Origin of the sequence: Gemmata sp. SH-PL17 (assembly GCF_001610855.1) — a bacterium.
GTDB classification, from domain to species: domain Bacteria; phylum Planctomycetota; class Planctomycetia; order Gemmatales; family Gemmataceae; genus Gemmata; species Gemmata massiliana.
Window position 1 is genome coordinate 8,356,639 of the sequence record NZ_CP011271.1, and the last position, 18,336, is coordinate 8,374,974.

Annotated in this window: 15 protein-coding genes; 6 read left to right on the forward strand and 9 right to left on the reverse strand. The window is 62.0% G+C overall.

Features of this window, described 5'->3' with window-relative positions:
• Positions 1–189 precede the first annotated feature (189 nt).
• On the forward strand, positions 190–1,938 hold the full coding sequence (locus VT84_RS34805) for a DUF885 domain-containing protein (RefSeq protein ID WP_082842776.1): 1,749 nt from the start codon (positions 190–192) through the stop codon (positions 1,936–1,938).
• 105 nt (positions 1,939–2,043) lie between these two features.
• Here VT84_RS34805 and VT84_RS34810 read toward each other — a convergent pair whose 3' ends face one another.
• The 6 genes from VT84_RS34810 to msrB form a co-directional block, all read right to left on the reverse strand.
• Positions 2,044–2,640, reverse strand: a complete 597-nt coding sequence (locus tag VT84_RS34810; protein WP_157470178.1) for a hypothetical protein — start codon at positions 2,638–2,640, stop codon at positions 2,044–2,046.
• An 83-nt stretch (positions 2,641–2,723) separates the two neighbouring features.
• A complete protein-coding gene (locus VT84_RS39270) occupies positions 2,724–3,467 on the reverse strand; it encodes a hypothetical protein (protein ID WP_157470180.1) in 744 nt (247 codons plus the stop codon).
• A gap of 172 nt (positions 3,468–3,639) precedes the next feature.
• The gene (locus VT84_RS34815; protein WP_082842778.1) at positions 3,640–4,194 is read right to left on the reverse strand and encodes a hypothetical protein; all 555 of its coding nucleotides are present in this window, start codon (positions 4,192–4,194) and stop codon (positions 3,640–3,642) included.
• Between the two features lie 973 nt (positions 4,195–5,167).
• Positions 5,168–6,739: a hypothetical protein gene (locus tag VT84_RS34820; protein WP_082842779.1), complete on the reverse strand. Its 1,572-nt coding sequence runs from the start codon at positions 6,737–6,739 to the stop codon at positions 5,168–5,170.
• Positions 6,740–7,203: 464 nt separating this feature from the next.
• Positions 7,204–8,142: an aldo/keto reductase gene (locus VT84_RS34825; RefSeq protein WP_082842780.1), complete on the reverse strand. Its 939-nt coding sequence runs from the start codon at positions 8,140–8,142 to the stop codon at positions 7,204–7,206.
• Complete coding sequence (gene msrB / locus VT84_RS34830) at positions 8,135–8,599, reverse strand: peptide-methionine (R)-S-oxide reductase MsrB (RefSeq protein ID WP_052550406.1); 465 nt, start codon at positions 8,597–8,599, stop codon at positions 8,135–8,137. The genes VT84_RS34825 and msrB overlap by 8 nt, the downstream gene beginning before the upstream one ends.
• A gap of 114 nt (positions 8,600–8,713) precedes the next feature.
• On the opposite strand from msrB, the gene VT84_RS34835 reads away from it, so the two are divergent.
• Both VT84_RS34835 and VT84_RS34840 read left to right on the forward strand, forming a co-directional pair.
• Positions 8,714–9,559: an alpha/beta hydrolase family protein gene (locus tag VT84_RS34835; RefSeq protein ID WP_052550404.1), complete on the forward strand. Its 846-nt coding sequence runs from the start codon at positions 8,714–8,716 to the stop codon at positions 9,557–9,559.
• 196 nt (positions 9,560–9,755) lie between these two features.
• Positions 9,756–11,114: a transposase gene (locus VT84_RS34840; RefSeq protein WP_162271593.1), complete on the forward strand. Its 1,359-nt coding sequence runs from the start codon at positions 9,756–9,758 to the stop codon at positions 11,112–11,114.
• A gap of 82 nt (positions 11,115–11,196) precedes the next feature.
• Here the strand turns inward: VT84_RS34840 and VT84_RS34845 are convergent, their stop codons facing one another.
• Both VT84_RS34845 and VT84_RS34850 read right to left on the reverse strand, forming a co-directional pair.
• Positions 11,197–12,363, reverse strand: a complete 1,167-nt coding sequence (locus tag VT84_RS34845; protein ID WP_052550398.1) for a M24 family metallopeptidase — start codon at positions 12,361–12,363, stop codon at positions 11,197–11,199.
• Positions 12,342–13,400 carry a M28 family peptidase gene (locus VT84_RS34850; RefSeq protein ID WP_052550396.1) on the reverse strand — a complete coding sequence of 353 codons (1,059 nt, stop codon included), beginning with the start codon at positions 13,398–13,400 and terminating at the stop codon, positions 12,342–12,344. The genes VT84_RS34845 and VT84_RS34850 overlap by 22 nt, the downstream gene beginning before the upstream one ends.
• A gap of 749 nt (positions 13,401–14,149) precedes the next feature.
• Between VT84_RS34850 and VT84_RS34860 the strand changes: the two genes are divergently transcribed.
• From VT84_RS34860 to VT84_RS41520, 3 genes are all read left to right on the forward strand, one after another.
• Positions 14,150–14,932 (forward strand): FliA/WhiG family RNA polymerase sigma factor, encoded by a 783-nt coding sequence (locus VT84_RS34860; RefSeq protein ID WP_197909691.1) that lies wholly within the window; start codon positions 14,150–14,152, stop codon positions 14,930–14,932.
• Positions 14,933–15,169: 237 nt separating this feature from the next.
• Positions 15,170–15,559, forward strand: coding sequence for a hypothetical protein (locus tag VT84_RS34865; protein ID WP_239465567.1), 390 nt, complete (start codon positions 15,170–15,172; stop codon positions 15,557–15,559).
• A gap of 49 nt (positions 15,560–15,608) precedes the next feature.
• Positions 15,609–15,893: a hypothetical protein gene (locus VT84_RS41520; protein ID WP_239465569.1), complete on the forward strand. Its 285-nt coding sequence runs from the start codon at positions 15,609–15,611 to the stop codon at positions 15,891–15,893.
• Between the two features lie 107 nt (positions 15,894–16,000).
• Here the strand turns inward: VT84_RS41520 and fusA are convergent, their stop codons facing one another.
• Complete coding sequence (gene fusA, locus VT84_RS34875) at positions 16,001–18,160, reverse strand: elongation factor G (protein WP_082842781.1); 2,160 nt, start codon at positions 18,158–18,160, stop codon at positions 16,001–16,003.
• Between the last annotated feature and the right edge of the window lie 176 nt (positions 18,161–18,336).

The window sequence follows — 18,336 nt, forward strand, 5'->3', positions numbered from 1 at the left end:
CCAAACAAGCACACAAACCACGCAGCGAATACCTCCACTTCACGGAGCCCGGCTACAGAAATCACTGATCCCCAGTTCGCTCGATTTCACGCGAAACAAAGTCGGCGCGAATATCAGTTGCGGCGCCACTCCCACCGGGCGTATTCTCACTTCAGCCTCTCCGCAGACGTTCCCAGCCCGGAGCAACTCGTGACTGCACTCCGCTTCCCGGCTCTAGCCGGTTTACTTCTCGTCGCGCTTGTCGGGATTTCGCGCCCGCAACCCGTCGCCGCCGATACGCCCGCGCCGGCCGGGTTCGCAGCGTTCGTGGACGACTACTATGCCGCGCTCTTCGCGTGGGAGCCGAACCAAGCGACCTACGCGGGCATCCACGACTTCGATGAGAAACTGGCCGACCTGAGTGCCCCGAACATTACCCACCGCGCGGATGTGCTCAAGAAGCTCCACGAGCGCCTGAAAACCCTTCGTGCCGGGAAACTGACCGCCGACGAAGCGATCGACGCGGAAATGCTCGACCACGCGATTCGCGCCGAATTGCTGGAACTCGAAACCGTGCGCGACTGGAAGCGGAACCCGGTTGTGTACCTGGGCAAACCGGCCGAGGGGATCGACATGCTGATGAAGCGGTCGTTCGCCCCGCCCGCGGACCGGCTCAAAGCAGTGATCGGGCGCCTGAAAGCCGCTCCGCAACTGCTCGGTGCGATGAAAACGAACGTGGAGAACCCGCCGAAGGAGTTCACCGACCTGGGTCTCATCGTGGCGAAGGGTTCGGTGAGTTTCTTCCGCAATGATCTGCCCGCGTGGGCCAAAGATGCCGCGGGCAAAGACAAGAAACTGTTCGCCGAGTTCGAGGCCGCCAACAAACCGGTGATCGAAGCGTTCGAGGCCGCGGCGAAGTGGATCGAAACGGAACTGCTGCCGAAATCGAAGGGGAAGTACGCGATCGGGGCTGAGGCGTTCGTGAAGAAGCTCGAAACCGAGGAGATGCTCGACGTTCCGCTCGACAAGCTGCTCGCCATCGGCGAAGCCAACCTCAAGCGCGATCAGGAAGCGTTCGTTGCCACCGCGAAGAAGATCGACCCGAAGCGGACGCCCGCCGAAGTGCTCGCGACGCTGAACGAGGATCACCCGAAGCCGGAAGACCTCGTGGGCGCGACGCGCGGGACCATCGAGCGCACCCGGAAGTTCCTCGTCGACAAGAAGATCGTGACCGTACCGTCAGAAGTGCGGCCGACGATCGCGGAGACGCCCGCGTTCATGCGCACCGGCGGGTTCGCGTCGATGGACACGCCCGGCGCGTATGAGACGAAGGCGACCGAGGCGTTCTACTACGTGACCCCGCCGGAAACGGAATGGGAGGCGCGCCGGAAGGTCGAGCACATGCGGCAGTTCAACAAGACGGGGATGGACATCATCACGATCCACGAAGCGTTCCCCGGGCACTATCTCCAGTTCCTCTACGCGAAGCAGTACCCGACGAAGGTGCGGAAACTGTACACCTGCGGCACGAACGTTGAGGGGTGGGCGCACTACGCGGAGCAGATGATCGTGGAAGAGGGATACGGCGACGACGACCCCAAGGTGCGGCTCGCCCAACTGAACGAGGCGCTACTGCGCGACTGCCGGTACATCGTCGGGATCAAGCTGCACACGGAGGGCTGGACCGTGGAGCGGGGGAAGAAGTTCTTCGTGGAGCAGGGGTACATCGAGCCGGAAACCGCGTTCCAGGAGGCGCGCCGCGGATCGTACAACCCGACGTACCTCTACTACACGCTGGGCAAGCTCCAGATCTACAAGTTGCGCGACGACTACAAGAAGGCGAAGGGCGCGGACTTCCGCTTGCAGACGTTCCACGACGAGTTCGTGCGCCAGGGCGGGCTGCCGATCAAGCTGATCCGCAAGATCATGCTCCCCGGTGATACCGGCCCGACACTGTAAGGCGAATCGCTCCGCGAGAGAAGTGGCAAAAGGAAGACAATCACACGGCCCCGGCGCTCAAATTAGCACCGGGGCCGTGTGATTGTCACGGGAGGAACGGGGACATCAGACGCGACAGGTGTCGCACGATCTGTTCCTCTCTCGCTTGTGCGGCGTTGCGCTGGTGCACACGCGGTCCGACACCGGCAACGTGTCGTCGCCAATGGCCGGGGGCACCTGTCCACCCGGGCGGCGGATGATCGCAATCTCGTTGCAGTAGACCGTTCCCCCGACATCGCCGCATGTGATCTCAACAAGGTCGCCAAGACAGAGGTCGGAGATCTTGTGAAGGCGACTGTTCGAGGTAACCGCCAGGGCGGGTTTCCCGGCTCGGTTAGCGAGGGGGAGCGTCCCGTTGGCCCAGAGTGCCGCGTCGCTGAAAACGAACGCCTGCGGCGGCTTTGTATTGTCCTGAGTGTACACCCAGACAACCTCTTTTTTGCCACTTTCGCCGATACGACTTTTGGTGATCGTGACATCTCCCGATGGTTTGATTGTGACCGTTTTATCCGTCACGGCAACCACGACACCTTTGTACGTGGAAGGCACTTCATCAGGCTTGGCTTTAACCGGAGCCATCTCGGGGGGCGGCGCGTTAGCGGTCGCCCCTGCCAGGGCAGCGAGAAACCAGAGCAATACGCTGACAAGTCTAGTACGTGACATTCAATCATCTCCCGAGGGAGGTGGTAACGGTTAAGGCGAGATCACGCGACGGCAAACTGAGGCACTAACGTCTATGATCGCCTTTATCGCTGCCGCACGGCTGGCATAACAGCGGATTTGATCTCTCTAGGGGGCGGCGCAGTCGGGGGAATGGCGACAATCACTTTCGAGTCGCTCGGGTAGGGGGTTACGTAGAAGTTGCCGTCTTGCCCGAGGTAGCTCGGCCAGTATTTACGCGGGTACGGAAGCCGATCCTCTTCCCATTGTTGGTCGGCATTCGCTTGTTCATGATGCTTGTGAAATGCGGTCGGCTTTTCACCCGGGGCCGGCGGCACATCACCACCCGGCCGCCTCATAATGCGAATGGTTTTGCAGGTGTCTATTCCATTTCGACGATCGAAAGTGATGAGAACTCGATCGCCGAGTTTCACATCTCTAATGCGATAAGTGTCATCTGGCGAGCCGGTGTTCAGGTACTTGCCCTTTGCTAAAGTTGCGTCAAGAGCAAATTGTTTTCCAGGCACTGCTGCAAACCGCTCCTCCGTGCAAGAGAGTTGCTGTCCGGTTTTTGGATCGTATCGGAGCTTGAGCACGCGACGTTCCGGCCAGTGAAGCGTAATACTTTGAGCATTGACGGCTTCCACGAATCCCGAGGTCTGTCGATCTGTAAAAGTCCAAGAGGCCGGCTCTTTTGGATTTGGTGGCGGTCCCGAGTCCCACGGATCTTCTTGTTTTGTTGGCGCGTCTCGTCGCTGTTGAGCAATGTGGCTGTCAGTTGTCAGTAAGCCTATTGCCAAGATCACTGGCGCGTATATGGTGATTGCCATGATATTTCTATATTAAATTGATAAACTTAATGTTATTAAGCCGTGTCACCAATTTTATCAACGGTGACCCCGCCAGGCGCTTCAGTTTGCGTGAGGTGCGCTCAGCGTGCGAGTGTCTGCGGGAAGCGAAGTTCCCCCTCAGACACGATTCCGTTCCGAGGGGAGAAGGGGATCACTGACGAGACGCGCCGTAATGGAGGAACCGGGTAATCATGAAGGGCAACAGTTTCGGCACAAGCACTTCCTCAACGATCTGCTCCACCATACAGCGGTTGTGGAGCCGGGACTTAGCTGGGAGATGATCGTCCTCGGCTTCTGGGATTTTACCCCCTGGACGCCTGTAGATCCCAAAACTCACGATCACGTACCCGTCCCTCGCGCGGGCTACGTCGAATCCAACCATATCCCCGATACGGATGTGGCTCAAACGGTGGCCAGTCCCCAGACGACGGGACTCCAACGGGATGCGGTCGGACGTGAGGGTCGGGGAGACCCGGAACACGCGCGCCACGGACCGCCACTTCTGGATCGTGATCGTGTCCTCGGTCTTGGCTATGACTTTCCCGTTAAAGCCCTCGCCCACGCTGAGGTAGTATTCCTCGTGGAAGAGAATAATGCTGTCGAGCAGCCCGAACCGCTCGTCACTCAGCGGGCGCCCGGAAAGCGGCTCCGGCTCCGCGGCACACGTCGTCAGTTGGCAGCAGCACGCCAGAAGCACCAGAAGCATAGCAACTCCGTGACTATAGACTGCCGACGCGGGGCAAACGTAACGGGCAACACTGCAAGTGCAAGGCGCCGAAAAGGATGCCGGAGGTGTGCGGGTGTCTGCTCGAAGCGAAGCTCCCCCTCGGGACCGAAAAGTGCCCGAAGGGGAAATGGTAGAAAAAAGCGAAGGGAGATAATTACGGAGACACAAGAGAGCCAATGGGGGGGGGGGGGGGCGATTTAGGGTTATTGGCACGGCAAGACGAGGATGTCGGGATCTATTTTTGCGTGTTTCTTCTCAGGGAAAGGCGATCCCTTTAGCTCAAGATCCTGTAAGGCATTGCACCGTTCATGCCAAGGGTGGGGGTTACGAGAAGAGTCTCCAGGAGCCGGTGGAACCTTCCCCCCGGGGCGTCGTTGAATGCAAATTGTAGTGCAAGTGACCTCCTTATCTACGTGGGAAATACTTAAGACCACCTGATCTCCAACCTTAACATCTTTGATGCGGTAAGAACCAGCTATTCCAGCTTGCATTGAGTATTCGCCTGAGGAGAGAGTCTTACTCAATTTTAAGGTTATGGGGGGACGCGGTGGCGAGAGATTCACTGCCTGCGCAATAACCTGGCCACGATCATTGAATTTGATTTTAGTCTCTGCGCTATTGCCCGGTGAGACTGTGATAGCGTCTTGACGCACGGAAGTTACGATTCCTCCCAAAACCACCTCAGCGATACCGACGCGAGGTTTTTGGTCGTCTTTTCCTTTTGGAGCAAAGCTTTGACCGGCAGCGTGTGCTACGACACCATCGTGGGATAGGGCCATTGCGATCATTACCGCTATTTGTAAGGTCATAGATCCCTCTGGTGTTAGCAACTTAAATAGTCATTACCTAACGAATACGTTAACTCACAGCACCTGTGTATACCTATATAATTCCAGCGACGAACTAGTGAGAATGCTAGTTCGTCGCTGGAATTGAAAGAACATCTCAACTACTAATTCGGCCCGAGTGCCAGATCTCGTTCGTTCCCGCCAGGTTGAAGAACGAACAACTGATAACTCGGCTGAGTGCTTTCGACTGCGGGGATTCCAGTAATACCACCGTTAGCAACAAAAACTTTGGCCCGGTAGTTAGCGGGAAGACCTGCTGCACTATTGAAATTTTGAGTTACGGGAGCAATTTTTGCGGCACTCCCGATCGTAACACTTCCCAACACAATCCATGCGTCAACATTTGAACTATCGGACGCATCGACATTTGGCTTGTATGTACCCGCATTCCATTTGACATCACCAGAGACAGAAAGATATCCACGCTTGTGCGGTGTACTTCCTGCATTGATTAGAATCTGGATTGCTGGGCCATTAGTGATCGAGTCAATACGTAGACTGCCCCAAATTGCCCCGACCTGCTTTGCCGCAGCGAGCGTTGCGTGGGCCGTTGTCTGAAGTGTTCCGCCGAGCATCTGCACGCCCTTTTCTACAGACAACTCTGAACCGCTCTCAATAGACAGCAATCCGCCGAATTGAAGGATTGAACCAAATTTAGTAGCGTCTAGCTGGTAGCCAGCCGATTTTTTCTCAAAGCGTGCGGAAGCAGCAGCTTCAATAGTGAATTTGGAACCCGTATTCATAACCATCGGAATATCGCTAATCGCCTCCGCAAGCGTCGGTTCGCCAGTGGCAGGGAAATCGTTTTCGCCAAAAATCCGATAGGTACTGCCATTCTTCAAAACTATATTCTTCCCGTCGCTAGGGTTCCTCCCGTCGGTAGTTTTAAATCGAATCTCAGCCGTTTTCTTTGGTGCCATGTTTACCGAACATAGGTCATTTACGTCAATACCGGTACCCCCAGCGAAGTCGACTTCGCCGGGGTTGAAAGTCACAGTGCTTCCTACTGTTCCGTTATTTTCAAAACTCAATGTGCTACCGGTTGTGATTACGTTACCCGCGCCCGGGGAAATTGTACCGGTTGCGCCACGAAGGTGGACGATTGCTTGGTTCGTCGAACTGTTGAGCGTCCCGCCGGACCAGTTGAAAGTGCTGGTGACGGTGAGGTCGGTGCCCGAGGAGGGCTGCGAAATGGCCCCGCCGCCCTGCGAGTACGCGCCCGTCGTGATCGCCCCGCCGAAGGTGACCGTGCCCGTGTAGTTGTTGAGGATCGTGAGCGACTGGAACGCCCCGCCCCCGGCCACGATCAGCCCGTTGCAGTCCGGGTAGTAGGTGGACCCGCCCGGGATCACGACCCCGACCCCCGGGATCGTCACGTCGTCGCCGTTACCCGGCAGGCGGTTCGCCGGGCCGGTCGTGACCGGCCCCGGCAGGTCCGGGTCCGGCGCCTCCGCCACCCACCAGTTGTTCGCCACCTGTGCGTCGGTGCTGAACGTGTTGGTCGCCTGGTTCCACCCCATCCAGGTGAACGCGGCGGGCACTTCACGGGCCTCGAACTGTTCGAGACCGAGCCGCGCCCGGTGGCGCGGGGCGGTCCGGGGGGTCGGGCTCTTCTGGGTGATCTGGGTGAGGCGTTGGCGCAGACGGGACGCGAGCGAGCGGATCGTGAGCGACATATTCTGGCGTTTTCCAGAGGTGAGAGTCTGGCGCTTGTGTGCCAGACGGTGTTTAGCCAGGGGTAGGGTAACGGTCGGGGTGTGGCGGGTCAATCTCATTCGGCGCGAATTTTCCAACCGGAGTAAGCGCGACCTGGGCAGCGGTTCCCTGGCGCGTGCCTGCCTGCCGCCCGGGAGCGCGTTCAAGCCCAGAACTGAAACAATGGATGATCGGTGCTAACTAGAAGCGGATCACGACGTTCCACCGGATTTCGGGCGCACTGCTCACGCCATCGGCTTCGTGCGAAACAGTACCCGATGAAGGCGCAGACAGAGGATCGCAGAAGAGTGCAGTAACCGAATTGGCCGCTTGAAGTCGAATCGTGCGAATGCTTTATCTTTCAGCAGTTAAGCTCTGCGAGACCGAGTACCCAAACCCAGCCTCACAAAAACCAGCGACGGGAAATTCTCCGGCTTATCCCGTTTCACATCTCGGGATTGGGGTTCCACCAGCACGGTCCCTTGTCGCGGCGCGCGTCCTTCGCGCGGTGCTGAATGTCGCTCATCTGGTCGGCTGTGAGCGGGTGGAAGGAACCGGCGGCGGCGAAGGCCGCGTCCTGTTCGTTCGGGTAACTCAGGCCGAGCAGAGCCACGTCCGGGTCGAGCGTCAGTGTGTAGTGCAGGCACTCGGCCACGGTCAGCCGGGGTAACACGGCCTCGGTGTCGTCCGTTCCCCCGCTCGACACCTTCCCCCGCGGGCGCGACTTGAGCGGCTGGTTGTACCCGGTCGTGTCGCCGACGAGCTTCCCCGCGCCGAACGTCTTGAAGCACACGGTCCCGACCCCGCGTGCCCGCGCGAGCGGTAGCGTTTCGGTCACATATCGCGAATCCACGAACGGGCCGAGCGGGAACATCACGACGTCGCACACGCCCGCTTCGAGTGCCGCCCGGAGTACGTCCGGGTTGTGCGACGAGATCCCGCGGAACCGACTCTTGCCGCTTTTCACCGCGTCCGCGATCTGGTCGAACCCGCCACCGGGCTGGCACAAGCGGTTGAAGACTTCGAGCGACGACAGGTTGTGGAACACGAAAGCGTCGGTGAAATCGAGCCGGAGCCGGCCCAGCGACTCATCGATTTGCGGGCCGACCGGTCGGTCGTGGTGGTCGATTTTGTCGATCACGAACACCGCGTCGCGGCGCACGGCGCGCACGGCCCGGCCGACGATCTGTTCCGAGTACCCGTCTTCGTAGTTCGGGGCCGTGTCGATCACGTTCAGCCCCGCGTCGAGAGCGCGGCACGCGGTCGCGACACACGTTTCGATCGGCACGTTGCGGTCGGCCAGGTCGCCGATCCCGAGAACCGTGGCGACGAACCCGGTACCGCCGAGCGCCCGTCGGGGAGCGAAGGGAGCAAGCTCAGGCATGGGCGTCACCGTCGACAACGAATTTCAGCGAAACCGAGTTGAGGCAGTACCGCAGACCCGTGGGTCGGGGACCGTCCGGGAACACGTGCCCGAGGTGCCCGCCGCACCGGGCGCACACGATTTCGTCGCGAACCATGCCGTGGCTGGTGTCGCGGTGAACTGCGACGTGATCCGGGTCGAAGGGCGCATAGAAGCTCGGCCACCCCGTCCCGGACTCGAACTTCGTCGCCGAGCGGAACAGCGGAAGGTCGCACAGCCGGCAGTGGTAAACGCCGGCGTCCTTGTTGGCGAGCAGCCCGCCACAGAACGGCGCCTCCGTGCCCTGGTACAGAATCACCCGGCGCTCGTCGGCCGTGAGGGACGCGGCCAGTTCTTCGCGCTCGACCGCACTCGGTGGAGTCAGGTCGTACCCGGACGCGGACGTGCGCTGGTTCGGCGATTCGGCGTTCGTTGGCATTTAAAAAGTCCTCGCGGGATAGGCACTCCCATCTTACGCAGGTCGCGCCCGTTCCGTGTCGGGTCGGCGGCACGTAAACTATTCCGCGGTACTCGCTCCTCTTCCGGTAACACCATGAACGCACGCATTCCCGTTGTTCTGGCCGTGATTCTCACGAGCGCCCTTCCGCTCGGCGCTCGCGCCGCGGAGCCAAAGCCGTTTCCCGGCCCGGCGACCAAGTGGCAGGGCTTCCCCAAGCATGATTTCAAAGTGGGTGAACTCGAAGCCACGGTCGTGGTGCCGGAGAAGGCGCTCCCGGGTCGGCCGTGGGTGTGGCGCGGGGAGTTCTTCGGGGCGTTCGCGGACGCCGATGTCGCGCTCGTGAAGGCCGGGTGGCACCTCGCGTACCTGAAAGTCCCCGATCTGTTCGGCGCGCCTAAAGCGGTGAAGAAGTGGGAGGCGTTTTACGACGCGATGGTGAAGGACTACGGCATGCACCCGAAACCAGGGCTGATCGGGCTGTCGCGCGGCGGGCTGTATTGCATGAACTGGGCCGCCGCGCACCCGGACCGGACGCTGGCCGTGTATTTGGACAACGCCGTGTGTGACTTCAAGAGCTGGCCCGGCGGGGCGCTCAAGAAACTCGGCGCGAGCAAGTCCGGTTCGGAAGCCGAGTGGAAGAAGATGCTCGCCGCCTACGAGTTCAAGAACGACGAAGAGGCGATCGCGTACAAGCTGAACCCGGTAGACAACCTCGCTCCCGTCGCGAAGGCCAAGCTCCCGCTACTCCTCGTGTACGGCGACAAGGATCTGGCGGTCCCGCACGTGGAGAACTCGGAGCTGCTTTACAACCGCTACAAGGCCCTCGGCGGGTCGGTCGAACAAATCGTGAAGCCGGGTCAGGACCACCACCCACACGGGCTGAAAGACGTGACTCCGGTCGTGAAGTTCTTCACCGCCGCGCTCGAATCGAAGAAATAAGCAATCCACACCCGGGTTGAAACCCCGGGCTATTCCCGATGACCCCATTTGGGGTCACAAAGGCATTTGCCTCGCTGGGACACAAATACCGTGTGCTGTTTTTGGACCCCGAAGGGGCAGGGCTGTAAGGGTATTCGGATCGTCGTAAGTTAGCCACTCGCGGTCGGTTGTAATGCTCTCGGATGGAGGTTCGGTCGTGGTGCCCGCAGCATTTGAACCGTTCCTCAAAGCGTCCCCGGTGTGCGTCTTGGCTCGGACCATTTTGGAGCGCCTGTTCTTACCCGAACGACTGGATCAACTGTTCCGCGACACCGCACAACGACAGTACCAACACGAGTTGCTCTTCTCGCAGGTGGTCGAACTCATGTTGGCCACCACACTCCGAACCGAATCCTCTCTCGGGGCCGCATATCACAAACGGGCCGAGCACATGCCCGTCAGTCGCCAGGCCGTGTACGACAAACTACGATCCACGGAACTGGGGATCTGCGCGGCACTCGTTCGGGACTCCGCGGACCAGGTTGCTCCCCTCATTCGGACCCTTCAGGCGACCCGGGCACCCTTGGTTCCGGGATATCGCACTCGGGTTCTCGATGGCAACTATTTGAGCGCCACCCAGCGCCGACTTCGGGTTCATCGTGACAGTTGGGCGGCCCCTCTGCCGGGCAAAGTGCTGGCCATTTACGACCCCCAACTGGATTTGGTCACCGACGTCTTTCTGACACCCGATGGGCACGCCAACGAGCGCGAATTGATCCCCCAAGTGGTGCCTCACATTGGGGCCAACGATCTGTGGATCGCGGATCGGAACTTCTGCACCCTGGGATTCCTGAGCGCGTTGCACGAGGCCGACGCCGGATTCGTGATCCGTCAACATGGAGCCCTCGAAGGGGCGTTGCGGGGTGAGCGTCGTGCCCTGGGGCGTTGCGAGACGGGTCAGGGGTACGAGCAAGAGGTCGAATTCCGCCACCTGGATCGAACGTTGCGCGTGCGCCGAGTGACCGTGGTTCTGGATCAACCCACGCGCGACGGTGACACCGAGATCCACGTGCTGACGAACGTGCCCTCGGACGCAGCCGACGGGTGCCGTGTGGCCGCGTTGTATTTGAAGCGCTGGTTGATCGAGAATCGGTTCTACGAATTGGCGATGACGCTCAACTGCGAGCCCGACACGTTGGCCTATCCGCCGGCCGCGCTGTTCGCGTTCTGTTTGGGTTTGTTGGCCTCGAATGCGGTGGCATTGCTCAAGGGCGCGGTGCGGAGCGCGCATGGTGCGGAAGCGGTGTCGGAGTTGTCGAGTTACTACCTGACGGAAGAAATTCGGACCACCTGGGTGGGGATGAACATCGCCTTGCCGGGTCCGTTGTGGGAGCCCTTGGGTGCGATGCCCCTGGAGTCGTTCGCGGAGTTGTTGCGGGCAATCGCCGCGCGCGTCGATCCGAAACGATATCGCAAAGCCAAGCGCGGGCCGAAAAACCCTCCACCCACAAAGAAGCCGTACCAGAACGGAGGACACGTTTCGACCCACCGTTTACTCCAGAAACGCAAACGATAGTCATTCCACCCTTACAGCCCTGCCCCGAAGGGGTCACCGGGAATAGCCCGGGGTTTCAACCCCGGGCCGGCTGCACCCGGGCTCAATTCGCATCCGTGCGCACGAACAAATCCGGGATGTCGTGGGCCGCACCACGAACGGTCACGCGCTTGAAGGGCCAGTCACTCGGCGGGGTGATCGGTTCGTGCCCGCTCTCGGTGACGAGCACCGTATCGACGCTCGCAGCCGGCCCCACACGCGGCTGCCACACGACCGCCTGCCCCGCCGAGAGCGGTTCGTCGTGCCCGGCGCGCCGCAACTCTTCGGCCGCGAACCGCCCGGCACCGTACCCCGGCTGGCTGAGGCGCACATCGAACTCGAAGGGCGTGTCCGCGAGGACAATACCGGTCGCATCAGCGACAGGTGCAACAGTAGCCCCGGGAGCGGTGTACGAGCGGTAGACCGCGGCCAGTTTTACTGCGAGGCCGTGTGCGTTGCGGAATTCGTCTGGAGGGGGACCGAAACTCACCGTGCGTGCCACGGTGACGTACAGCCCGTCGCGCTGGCCGGTCGCCTGGATGATGCAGGTCCGTGTCGCGGGCGCGGACGTGAACCCGGCGCGCCGGAATCTCTCCCCGCGTGAGTCGGCGATCACGCTGAGCGCGGCCGGCTCGATCCCGCGGTGGAGCAGCCGGTGCCCGAGTTGCCCCGCGATCTCCTCTTCCGTTTCACCGAGCGAAGCGGTCCGCGCGGTCGCCTCAACCGCGTGCGCGACCGCGCGACCCAATTCGCGGTACCGGTCCTGCTCGTAGGCCGAGAGGACGCGCAACAGCGGGCGCAATCGGTCGTTCGCCATCGGCACGTTCGGGAACGGCCGGTCCGCTGCGACCGTGTGACCCGCGGTGATGTTGTAAAGCAGCTCGGAGCGCCCGCCGGCCCAGGTCCATTCCTTGAGTTGGAACCCGAGTTGGTCCAGTTCCTCGTCGAAGAGGCGCTGCGTGTCGATGTTCGAGCACAGCAGCCAGCGCTGCCGGCCGTTGGTGAAGATGCCGGGGCGCTCGGAGTCCGCGATCAGTCCGCGCGCGTTGAGCCCCGCCGTGAACCAGGAGACGTGCGCCGGCATCAGCAGGATCACGGCCTCGCACTCCATCTCGGCGAGCACACCGGAGACGAGTTCCTGCTTCGCGTCGATGTCGGCCCGGCGCGCTGTGAGCCGGTCGGCCCCGGGCGCGCTGGGGGTGGGGTCGCTTACTTGATCTTCTGGAGCCATGTCGTGATGACCTTCGACACCTCGGCCAGTTGTGCGCCGGAAACCTTGTCGGCAGTGTCGGTCAGTTTGTGCCAGTGGGGGTAATCGAAATCGATCACGTCGACGGTGGGGATCCCGACGCGGTTGAGCGCGAGGTGGTCGTCCTGCACCTCGTACCCCTTTTCGTATTTAAACGACTTCGCACCGACCGCCTTCGCCACGCCCCAAATCTGGTCCACGAGCGCGCGAGCAGCGTCCCACGAGTGCAGTTCCACCTTCAGGGCCGCGTCCTTCCCAGCGAACAGGTCGAACAGCACGCCGGCATCGTACTTGTACTTCCGCTTGTCCTTGGACTTCAGGTACTCGTCGGCAAAATGTTCCGACCCGATGAAGTACCGGTCCCCGCCCCCGAACTGGGCCGTCTCGAACACGAACTCCTCGCCGTCGAAGAGGACGAAGTCCACGCCGTACTCGCTCTTCAGATCCTTCATGTGGTGGCCCAGTTCCATCAGGAACGCGACACCGCTGGTGCCGTCGTTGGCGCTCGCGAACGGCTTGGTCCAGTTTTTGGGGTTGGCTTCTTGATCGGCGATCGGACGAGTGTCGTAGTGCGTGGAGAGGAGGACGCGCTTGGCCTTATCGGGGTGCCACGAGATGATGAGGTTCACGAAATCGTTCTGGTTCTTCTGGCTCCGCTGCTTCGCCTTGAACTCCTGGCGCGTGACGGTAGCCCCGAGTTTCTTGAAGTGCGCCTCGATCAGCTCTTGTTGTTTTTTCATCCCCTCGGTGTCACTGATGCGGGGGCCGATGTCGCACAACTGTTTGAGGTACTTGAGAGCGCGATCGGAATCGAACGGCACCTCGATCCCCTTCTCCGCGGCGCCCGTACCGAACTCGGTCTTCTTCGGCGGGTCGCTTGGATCGGGCGCGTCGTCCATCGTCGGGATCTGGCCCCGGTCCGGTTCGGGCGCGCTGGAGCGCGTCAGCCACCAGATCGGGCCGCCCACGCTCGCCGCGACCAGAGTCGCCCCGAGCGCCCATCCGAACACCTGGCTCATGACACCCTCCGTGTGGAAGAAACCTAACCCCCCAACCCCCTTCCCTAAAGAAGGAAGGGGGAGCAAGCATCTTCTCGCGGACGGTTTATCCGGCGGCCGCCGCGCCCGTCACCCCCCTTCCTTCTTAGGGAAGGGGGCCGGGGGGTTAGGTCTTCGCCCTACCCGTCTTGCACATCTTACCGACGCCAAGAGCCGCCGTGTAAGTAGTGCCGCGAATTGTAAATCTTCCCCTTCACATCCGGTCCGTCCCCGGGCATAGCCACTCCCGCTTCATCAGCCCAGCACCGCGACCGCAGGCCCGTTGGGGAACGGGTTGCGAGTTGTGTTCCCGGGGCACCGGTGGCTCGGTTCGCGCCGAGCGTTCCGGTGCCGGCGGTTCCATCGAGTGGGTAGAGCGCGGGGTTCGGGTCGGTCGCGGAATTCGGCGGTTTCGTTACACCGCCGACCGGACCGTGGCCGATAGTGCATTTAAGCGCCGGAGTGTACCCGCTCCAGCGCTTCGGGGGATGGGCAAGCCGTTGACGATCGCGACGATCGCACGGCCGCGTTCCGAGCATCTTCGGCACAACACGTACTCGGCGCGCAGGGGAAGCCGCCGAGTACGAGTGCCGGACGAACCGGAAGACCGATCGCGGCCGTCTGACCGATTAGCCCGTGCGGGGGACTCCGGGGCACGTGTCGTCCTGTTGAAGGACGGCGCTCCGGTGTGCGGGCCGCGCGACCAACGACTTGCCGCTCATCAGGGAGGATTGATCGTGACCCAAACCGAGACGGACATCCAAGCCGTTTGGCTGGAGTACCGCGAGCGCCCGACCGTCGAGCTGCGTAACCGGCTCGTCGAGCGGTACCTGTCTCTCGTCAAATATAACGCCGAACGCATCTGGTCCCGCCTGCCGGACGGCGTTGAACTCGACGACCTTATTAGTGCCGGCGTGTTCGGGCTGTTGGACGCGATCGATGCGTTCGACCTCACACGCGGCGTGAAGTTCGAGACGTACTGCGTGCCCCGGATCCGCGGGGCGATGCTCGACGAATTGCGCACGATGGACTGGGTGCCGCGCCTGGTTCGCAGCAAGGCGAGCAAGATGGAGGCGTGCCGCAAGCAACTCGAAGCGGCCCTCGGGCGCCCGCCGAAGCCGGAAGAACTCGCCGAGAAGCTCGGCATCCCGCTCGATCAGCTCGATTCGCACCTGGGCGAGGCGACCGCGGTCAACCTCGTGAGCCTCAACAAGAAGTGGTACGAGACGGACAGCTACAAGGACGTGCGCGAGATCGACATCCTTGAGGACAAGAAGGCCGAAGACCCGACCGGGCGCCTCCAGAACCGCGACCTGATGAAGCTCGTGACCCGCGGCCTCAACCGCAACGAGCGCCTCATCGTCATCCTCTATTACTACGAGGAGATGACGATGAAGGAGATCGGGGCGACGCTCAACCTGAGCGAGTCGCGCGTGAGCCAGATGCACTCGAGCATCGTCGCCCGGCTGCAAGCCCATCTCGCGAAGCGCAAGGGCGAGTTCAACCCGAACTGACCCGGTGCGAACGGTCTGTAAATGCGACACGCCCGGCCATGAGCCGGGCGTGTCGCATTTGTGCGTCGCTGCCGCTGGATCTCAGCTCCGTGCCGACTCGAATCGCCCTCAGCAATCCTCACCTCGTTCTGTTTCCCTGCGTCTCCCGCTCCCTTGCCAGTAGTTTCAAGGGATTTGGCCGTGCCGCACGGGAGCTCCTAAGTTCAAGGTTCTCGGGCACTTGAACGGGACGCTCCCATGCGACGCGGTTACTCTACGATCACCCCGGCAGCGGTCCACGCGGTGACGCGCCGGACCTTGGAACGGGCCCTCGGTTGGACCGACTACAAGGGGTCCGTCACCGACCCCCAGTTACTCGACCTGGTGCTGCGGGTCGCGCGCACCACGCGCCCCTGTTCGCGGTGGTCACCCGGTACTTCGGGTTCTCACACGAGACCGCACGACAGGCCGTTCGTGCCAACCGGGGCTCCGGGGACCAACGCACGGCCCGGTTGGTCGATGTACGAACCGGCGCAACGCGCGCGCGACACGCACCCGTCGGGCACGATCACCACGATGGAATGGGTGACCGAGAAGAGCCGCAAGGCAGTGCCCACACGGGTGCTGGTGTGGGCACCGCACGGGTGAATCGCACGCGCGGGTGTATGCGTTCTCGGGTCGGGGCGACCCGGGGGCGGTGTCCGAGGCGACGCGCGCGCGGCTGGGACGGCGCCGGTACCGGGAGCGGTTCGGGATCGAAACGAGCTACCGGCAGAAGGACCAGGCCCGAGTACCGGTTGCTGTTGGAAGGGTGGCGCTGCTGTTGCGCCAGGTGTGGGTGTGCTTGGCACTCCGGATCGCCCGCGCCTGGAACCGGAACCCGAATGCGTGGGCGCGCGAACTCCCGTTGGTCGAGGTGCTCGACTGGCTCACACAACGCATCCGCTCACGGTACCCACGCACGCGCGCGGCAATGCCTTGAAACTACTGGCAAGGGAGCGGCCCGTTCGATCGCAACGGGGAACTGAAACGAAAAAACCGGGAGCCATGTGGCTCCCGGTTTCGGTTGAGCACGGGGTGCTCAGCACGTTACTTCTTCGCGTCGGGCTTCGGGATGTCGGCCAGTTCGACCGGAACCGAGGCGTAGTGGCTGAACTCCATCGAGAAGCTCGCCTGCCCCTTCGTCGCGCTGCGGAGGTCGTTGGTGTACCCGAACAGGTTCGCCAGCGGCACCTTCGCGACGACCTGGGCCACGCCGCGGTCCTCGCTCGTTTCCTCGATCAGCCCGCGCTTGCTGCTGATGTTCCCGGAGATCTGGCCCTGGTACTCCTTCGGGGAGACCACGACCACCTTCATGACCGGCTCGCGCAGTTCGATGCCGCCGCGCTCCTGGGCCTCGCGGAACGCTTCGAGGGCGCACAGGTAGAAGGCGTCCTGCGACGAGTCCACGTCGTGCATCTTCCCGAAGTGGAGGTCGAACTCCAGGTCCACGAACGGGAACGGGTACTTGTACCCCTTCTTCGCGCCTTCCCGGAGCCCCTCTTCCACGCTCGGAATGTACTGCTTGTCGATCGACCCCTGGGTGATGCTGTTCTTGAAGTAGACGCTGTTCGGGTCCGGCTTCACCTTCGGGTCGTTCAGCTCTTCGATCTCCGCGACCTTCTCCGCGATCTGTTCCGGGGTGAGCGGGGTGTACTTCACCACGATCACGGCGAACTTACCGCGCCCACCGGTTTGCTTCTGGAACTTGTACTCGAAGTCCACCGACCGCGCCAGGCACTGGCGGTACGCGACGCGCGGCTTGCCCAGGGTGATCAGCTTCGTGTCTTCCTGCGGCACGCCGACGGCGCGCTTCAGCTTCTCGATGCTGATTTCCAGGTGCAACTCGCCCATCCCGCTGATGATCGTGTCCTTCGTCTCCTCGTCCGTGTGCGTCTTCAAAGTGGGGTCGTCGCGCACGAGGCGGTTGAGCGCCTCGCCCACCTTGCCGCTGTCCAGCGTCTTGCTGAACGACAGCGCCTGCGACACCACGGGCTTCGGGAACTGGATCGCTTCGAGCGCGATCGGCTGGTCGGGGTCGGACAGGGTGTTACCCGTGTACGTTTCCGACAGGCCCATCGCCGCGACGATGTCGCCCGGGCTGGCCTTCTCGAGCGCGATGCGCTTGTCGCCCATCATGCGGTAGAACCGCGCGATGCGCTCCTTCTTCCCGTTGGTGGTGTTCGTGTACGACTCGCCCGGCTTCATCTCGCCCGAGTACACGCGGATGTACACGAGGTCGCCGTTGGTCTCGGCCACCGTCTTGAACGCCAGCGCGCTCATCGGCTCCTTCGAGTCCGGCTTGCGGACGAGCGCGTCCTTGGTCTTCGGGTGCAACCCGTCCACCGGCGGCCGGTCGATCGGCGACGGCAGACAGTCCACCACGAGGTCCAGCAGGTGCTGCACGCCGTGGAACATCTTCGAGCTGCCGCAGTGGACCGGCGTGAACGTCCCGTCCAGCGTCCCCTTGCGAAGCGCCTTGCGGATCAGGTCCACCGGAACGTCCTTGCCCTCGAGGATCAGTTCCGTGATCTCGTCGGACGCGGCGGACACCCCGTCGAGCATCTGCTCGCGGCGCTTTTGCGCCTCTTCCAGGTACTTCTCCGGGACGTCCGTCTCGAAGAACTTCTGGTGCGTCTTGTCGTTCAGGTCGCGCGTGATGAGCTTCATCTCGATCAGGTCGATGATGCCCTCGAGCGCGTTGTCCTGCCCGGCCGGGATGGTGACCACCACCGGGTTCGCGTGGAGCTTCGTCTTCATTTGCTCGACGCAGCTCCAGAAGTTGGCGCCCATGCGGTCGAGCTTGTTCACGTAGGCGAGCCGGGGCACCTTGTACTTGGTGGCCTGGCGCCAAACCGTCTCCGACTGCACCTCGACCCCGCCCTTGGCGCAGAACACGCCCACCGCGCCGTCGAGGACGCGCAGCGACCGTTCCACCTCGGCCGTGAAGTCCACGTGGCCCGGGGTGTCGATGATGTTGATGGCGATGTCGTTGTCCGCGCGGTCCTTCCAGTCGATGGAGACGGCGGCCGAGTTGATCGTGATCCCCTTCTGCCGCTCCAGCGGGTCGAAGTCCGTGGTGGTGTCACCGTCATCGACGTCGCCGACCTTGTGCTTGGTGCCGCTGTAGTACAGGATCCGCTCCGTGGTGGTGGTTTTGCCAGCGTCCACGTGAGCCATGATCCCGATGTTGCGTACTTTGTCGAGCATCGTCGTTGCGGCCGGGGTGTTTTACCGGCTCCTTCCACATGTGGAAAAGGATCCCGCTACCCACACGGGTTGCGGCCAAAGTTAGACGCCGTAGGTAAGGAATGGGTTCGTATCTTCGCGACCCGTTCCCGTGCCTGCCAAAAATCCGGGGCAGGGGACGGCGACAGAAAGTCACA

Excerpts from the sequence above, each read along its gene's own strand:
- VT84_RS34835 (WP_052550404.1), top strand. The coding sequence starts at position 8,714 with ATGAACGCACGCATTCCCGTTGTTCTGGCCGTGATTCTCACGAGCGCC.
- VT84_RS34845 (WP_052550398.1), bottom strand. The coding sequence starts at position 12,363 with ATGGCTCCAGAAGATCAAGTAAGCGACCCCACCCCCAGCGCGCCCGGG.
- VT84_RS34825 (WP_082842780.1), bottom strand. The coding sequence starts at position 8,142 with ATGCCTGAGCTTGCTCCCTTCGCTCCCCGACGGGCGCTCGGCGGTACC.
- VT84_RS39270 (WP_157470180.1), bottom strand. The coding sequence starts at position 3,467 with ATGGCAATCACCATATACGCGCCAGTGATCTTGGCAATAGGCTTACTG.
- VT84_RS34810 (WP_157470178.1), bottom strand. The coding sequence starts at position 2,640 with ATGTCACGTACTAGACTTGTCAGCGTATTGCTCTGGTTTCTCGCTGCC.
- VT84_RS34865 (WP_239465567.1), top strand. The coding sequence starts at position 15,170 with ATGCGACGCGGTTACTCTACGATCACCCCGGCAGCGGTCCACGCGGTG.
- VT84_RS34820 (WP_082842779.1), bottom strand. The coding sequence starts at position 6,739 with ATGTCGCTCACGATCCGCTCGCTCGCGTCCCGTCTGCGCCAACGCCTC.
- msrB (WP_052550406.1), bottom strand. The coding sequence starts at position 8,599 with ATGCCAACGAACGCCGAATCGCCGAACCAGCGCACGTCCGCGTCCGGG.
- fusA (WP_082842781.1), bottom strand. The coding sequence starts at position 18,160 with ATGCTCGACAAAGTACGCAACATCGGGATCATGGCTCACGTGGACGCT.
- VT84_RS34815 (WP_082842778.1), bottom strand. The coding sequence starts at position 4,194 with ATGCTTCTGGTGCTTCTGGCGTGCTGCTGCCAACTGACGACGTGTGCC.
- VT84_RS34850 (WP_052550396.1), bottom strand. The coding sequence starts at position 13,400 with ATGAGCCAGGTGTTCGGATGGGCGCTCGGGGCGACTCTGGTCGCGGCG.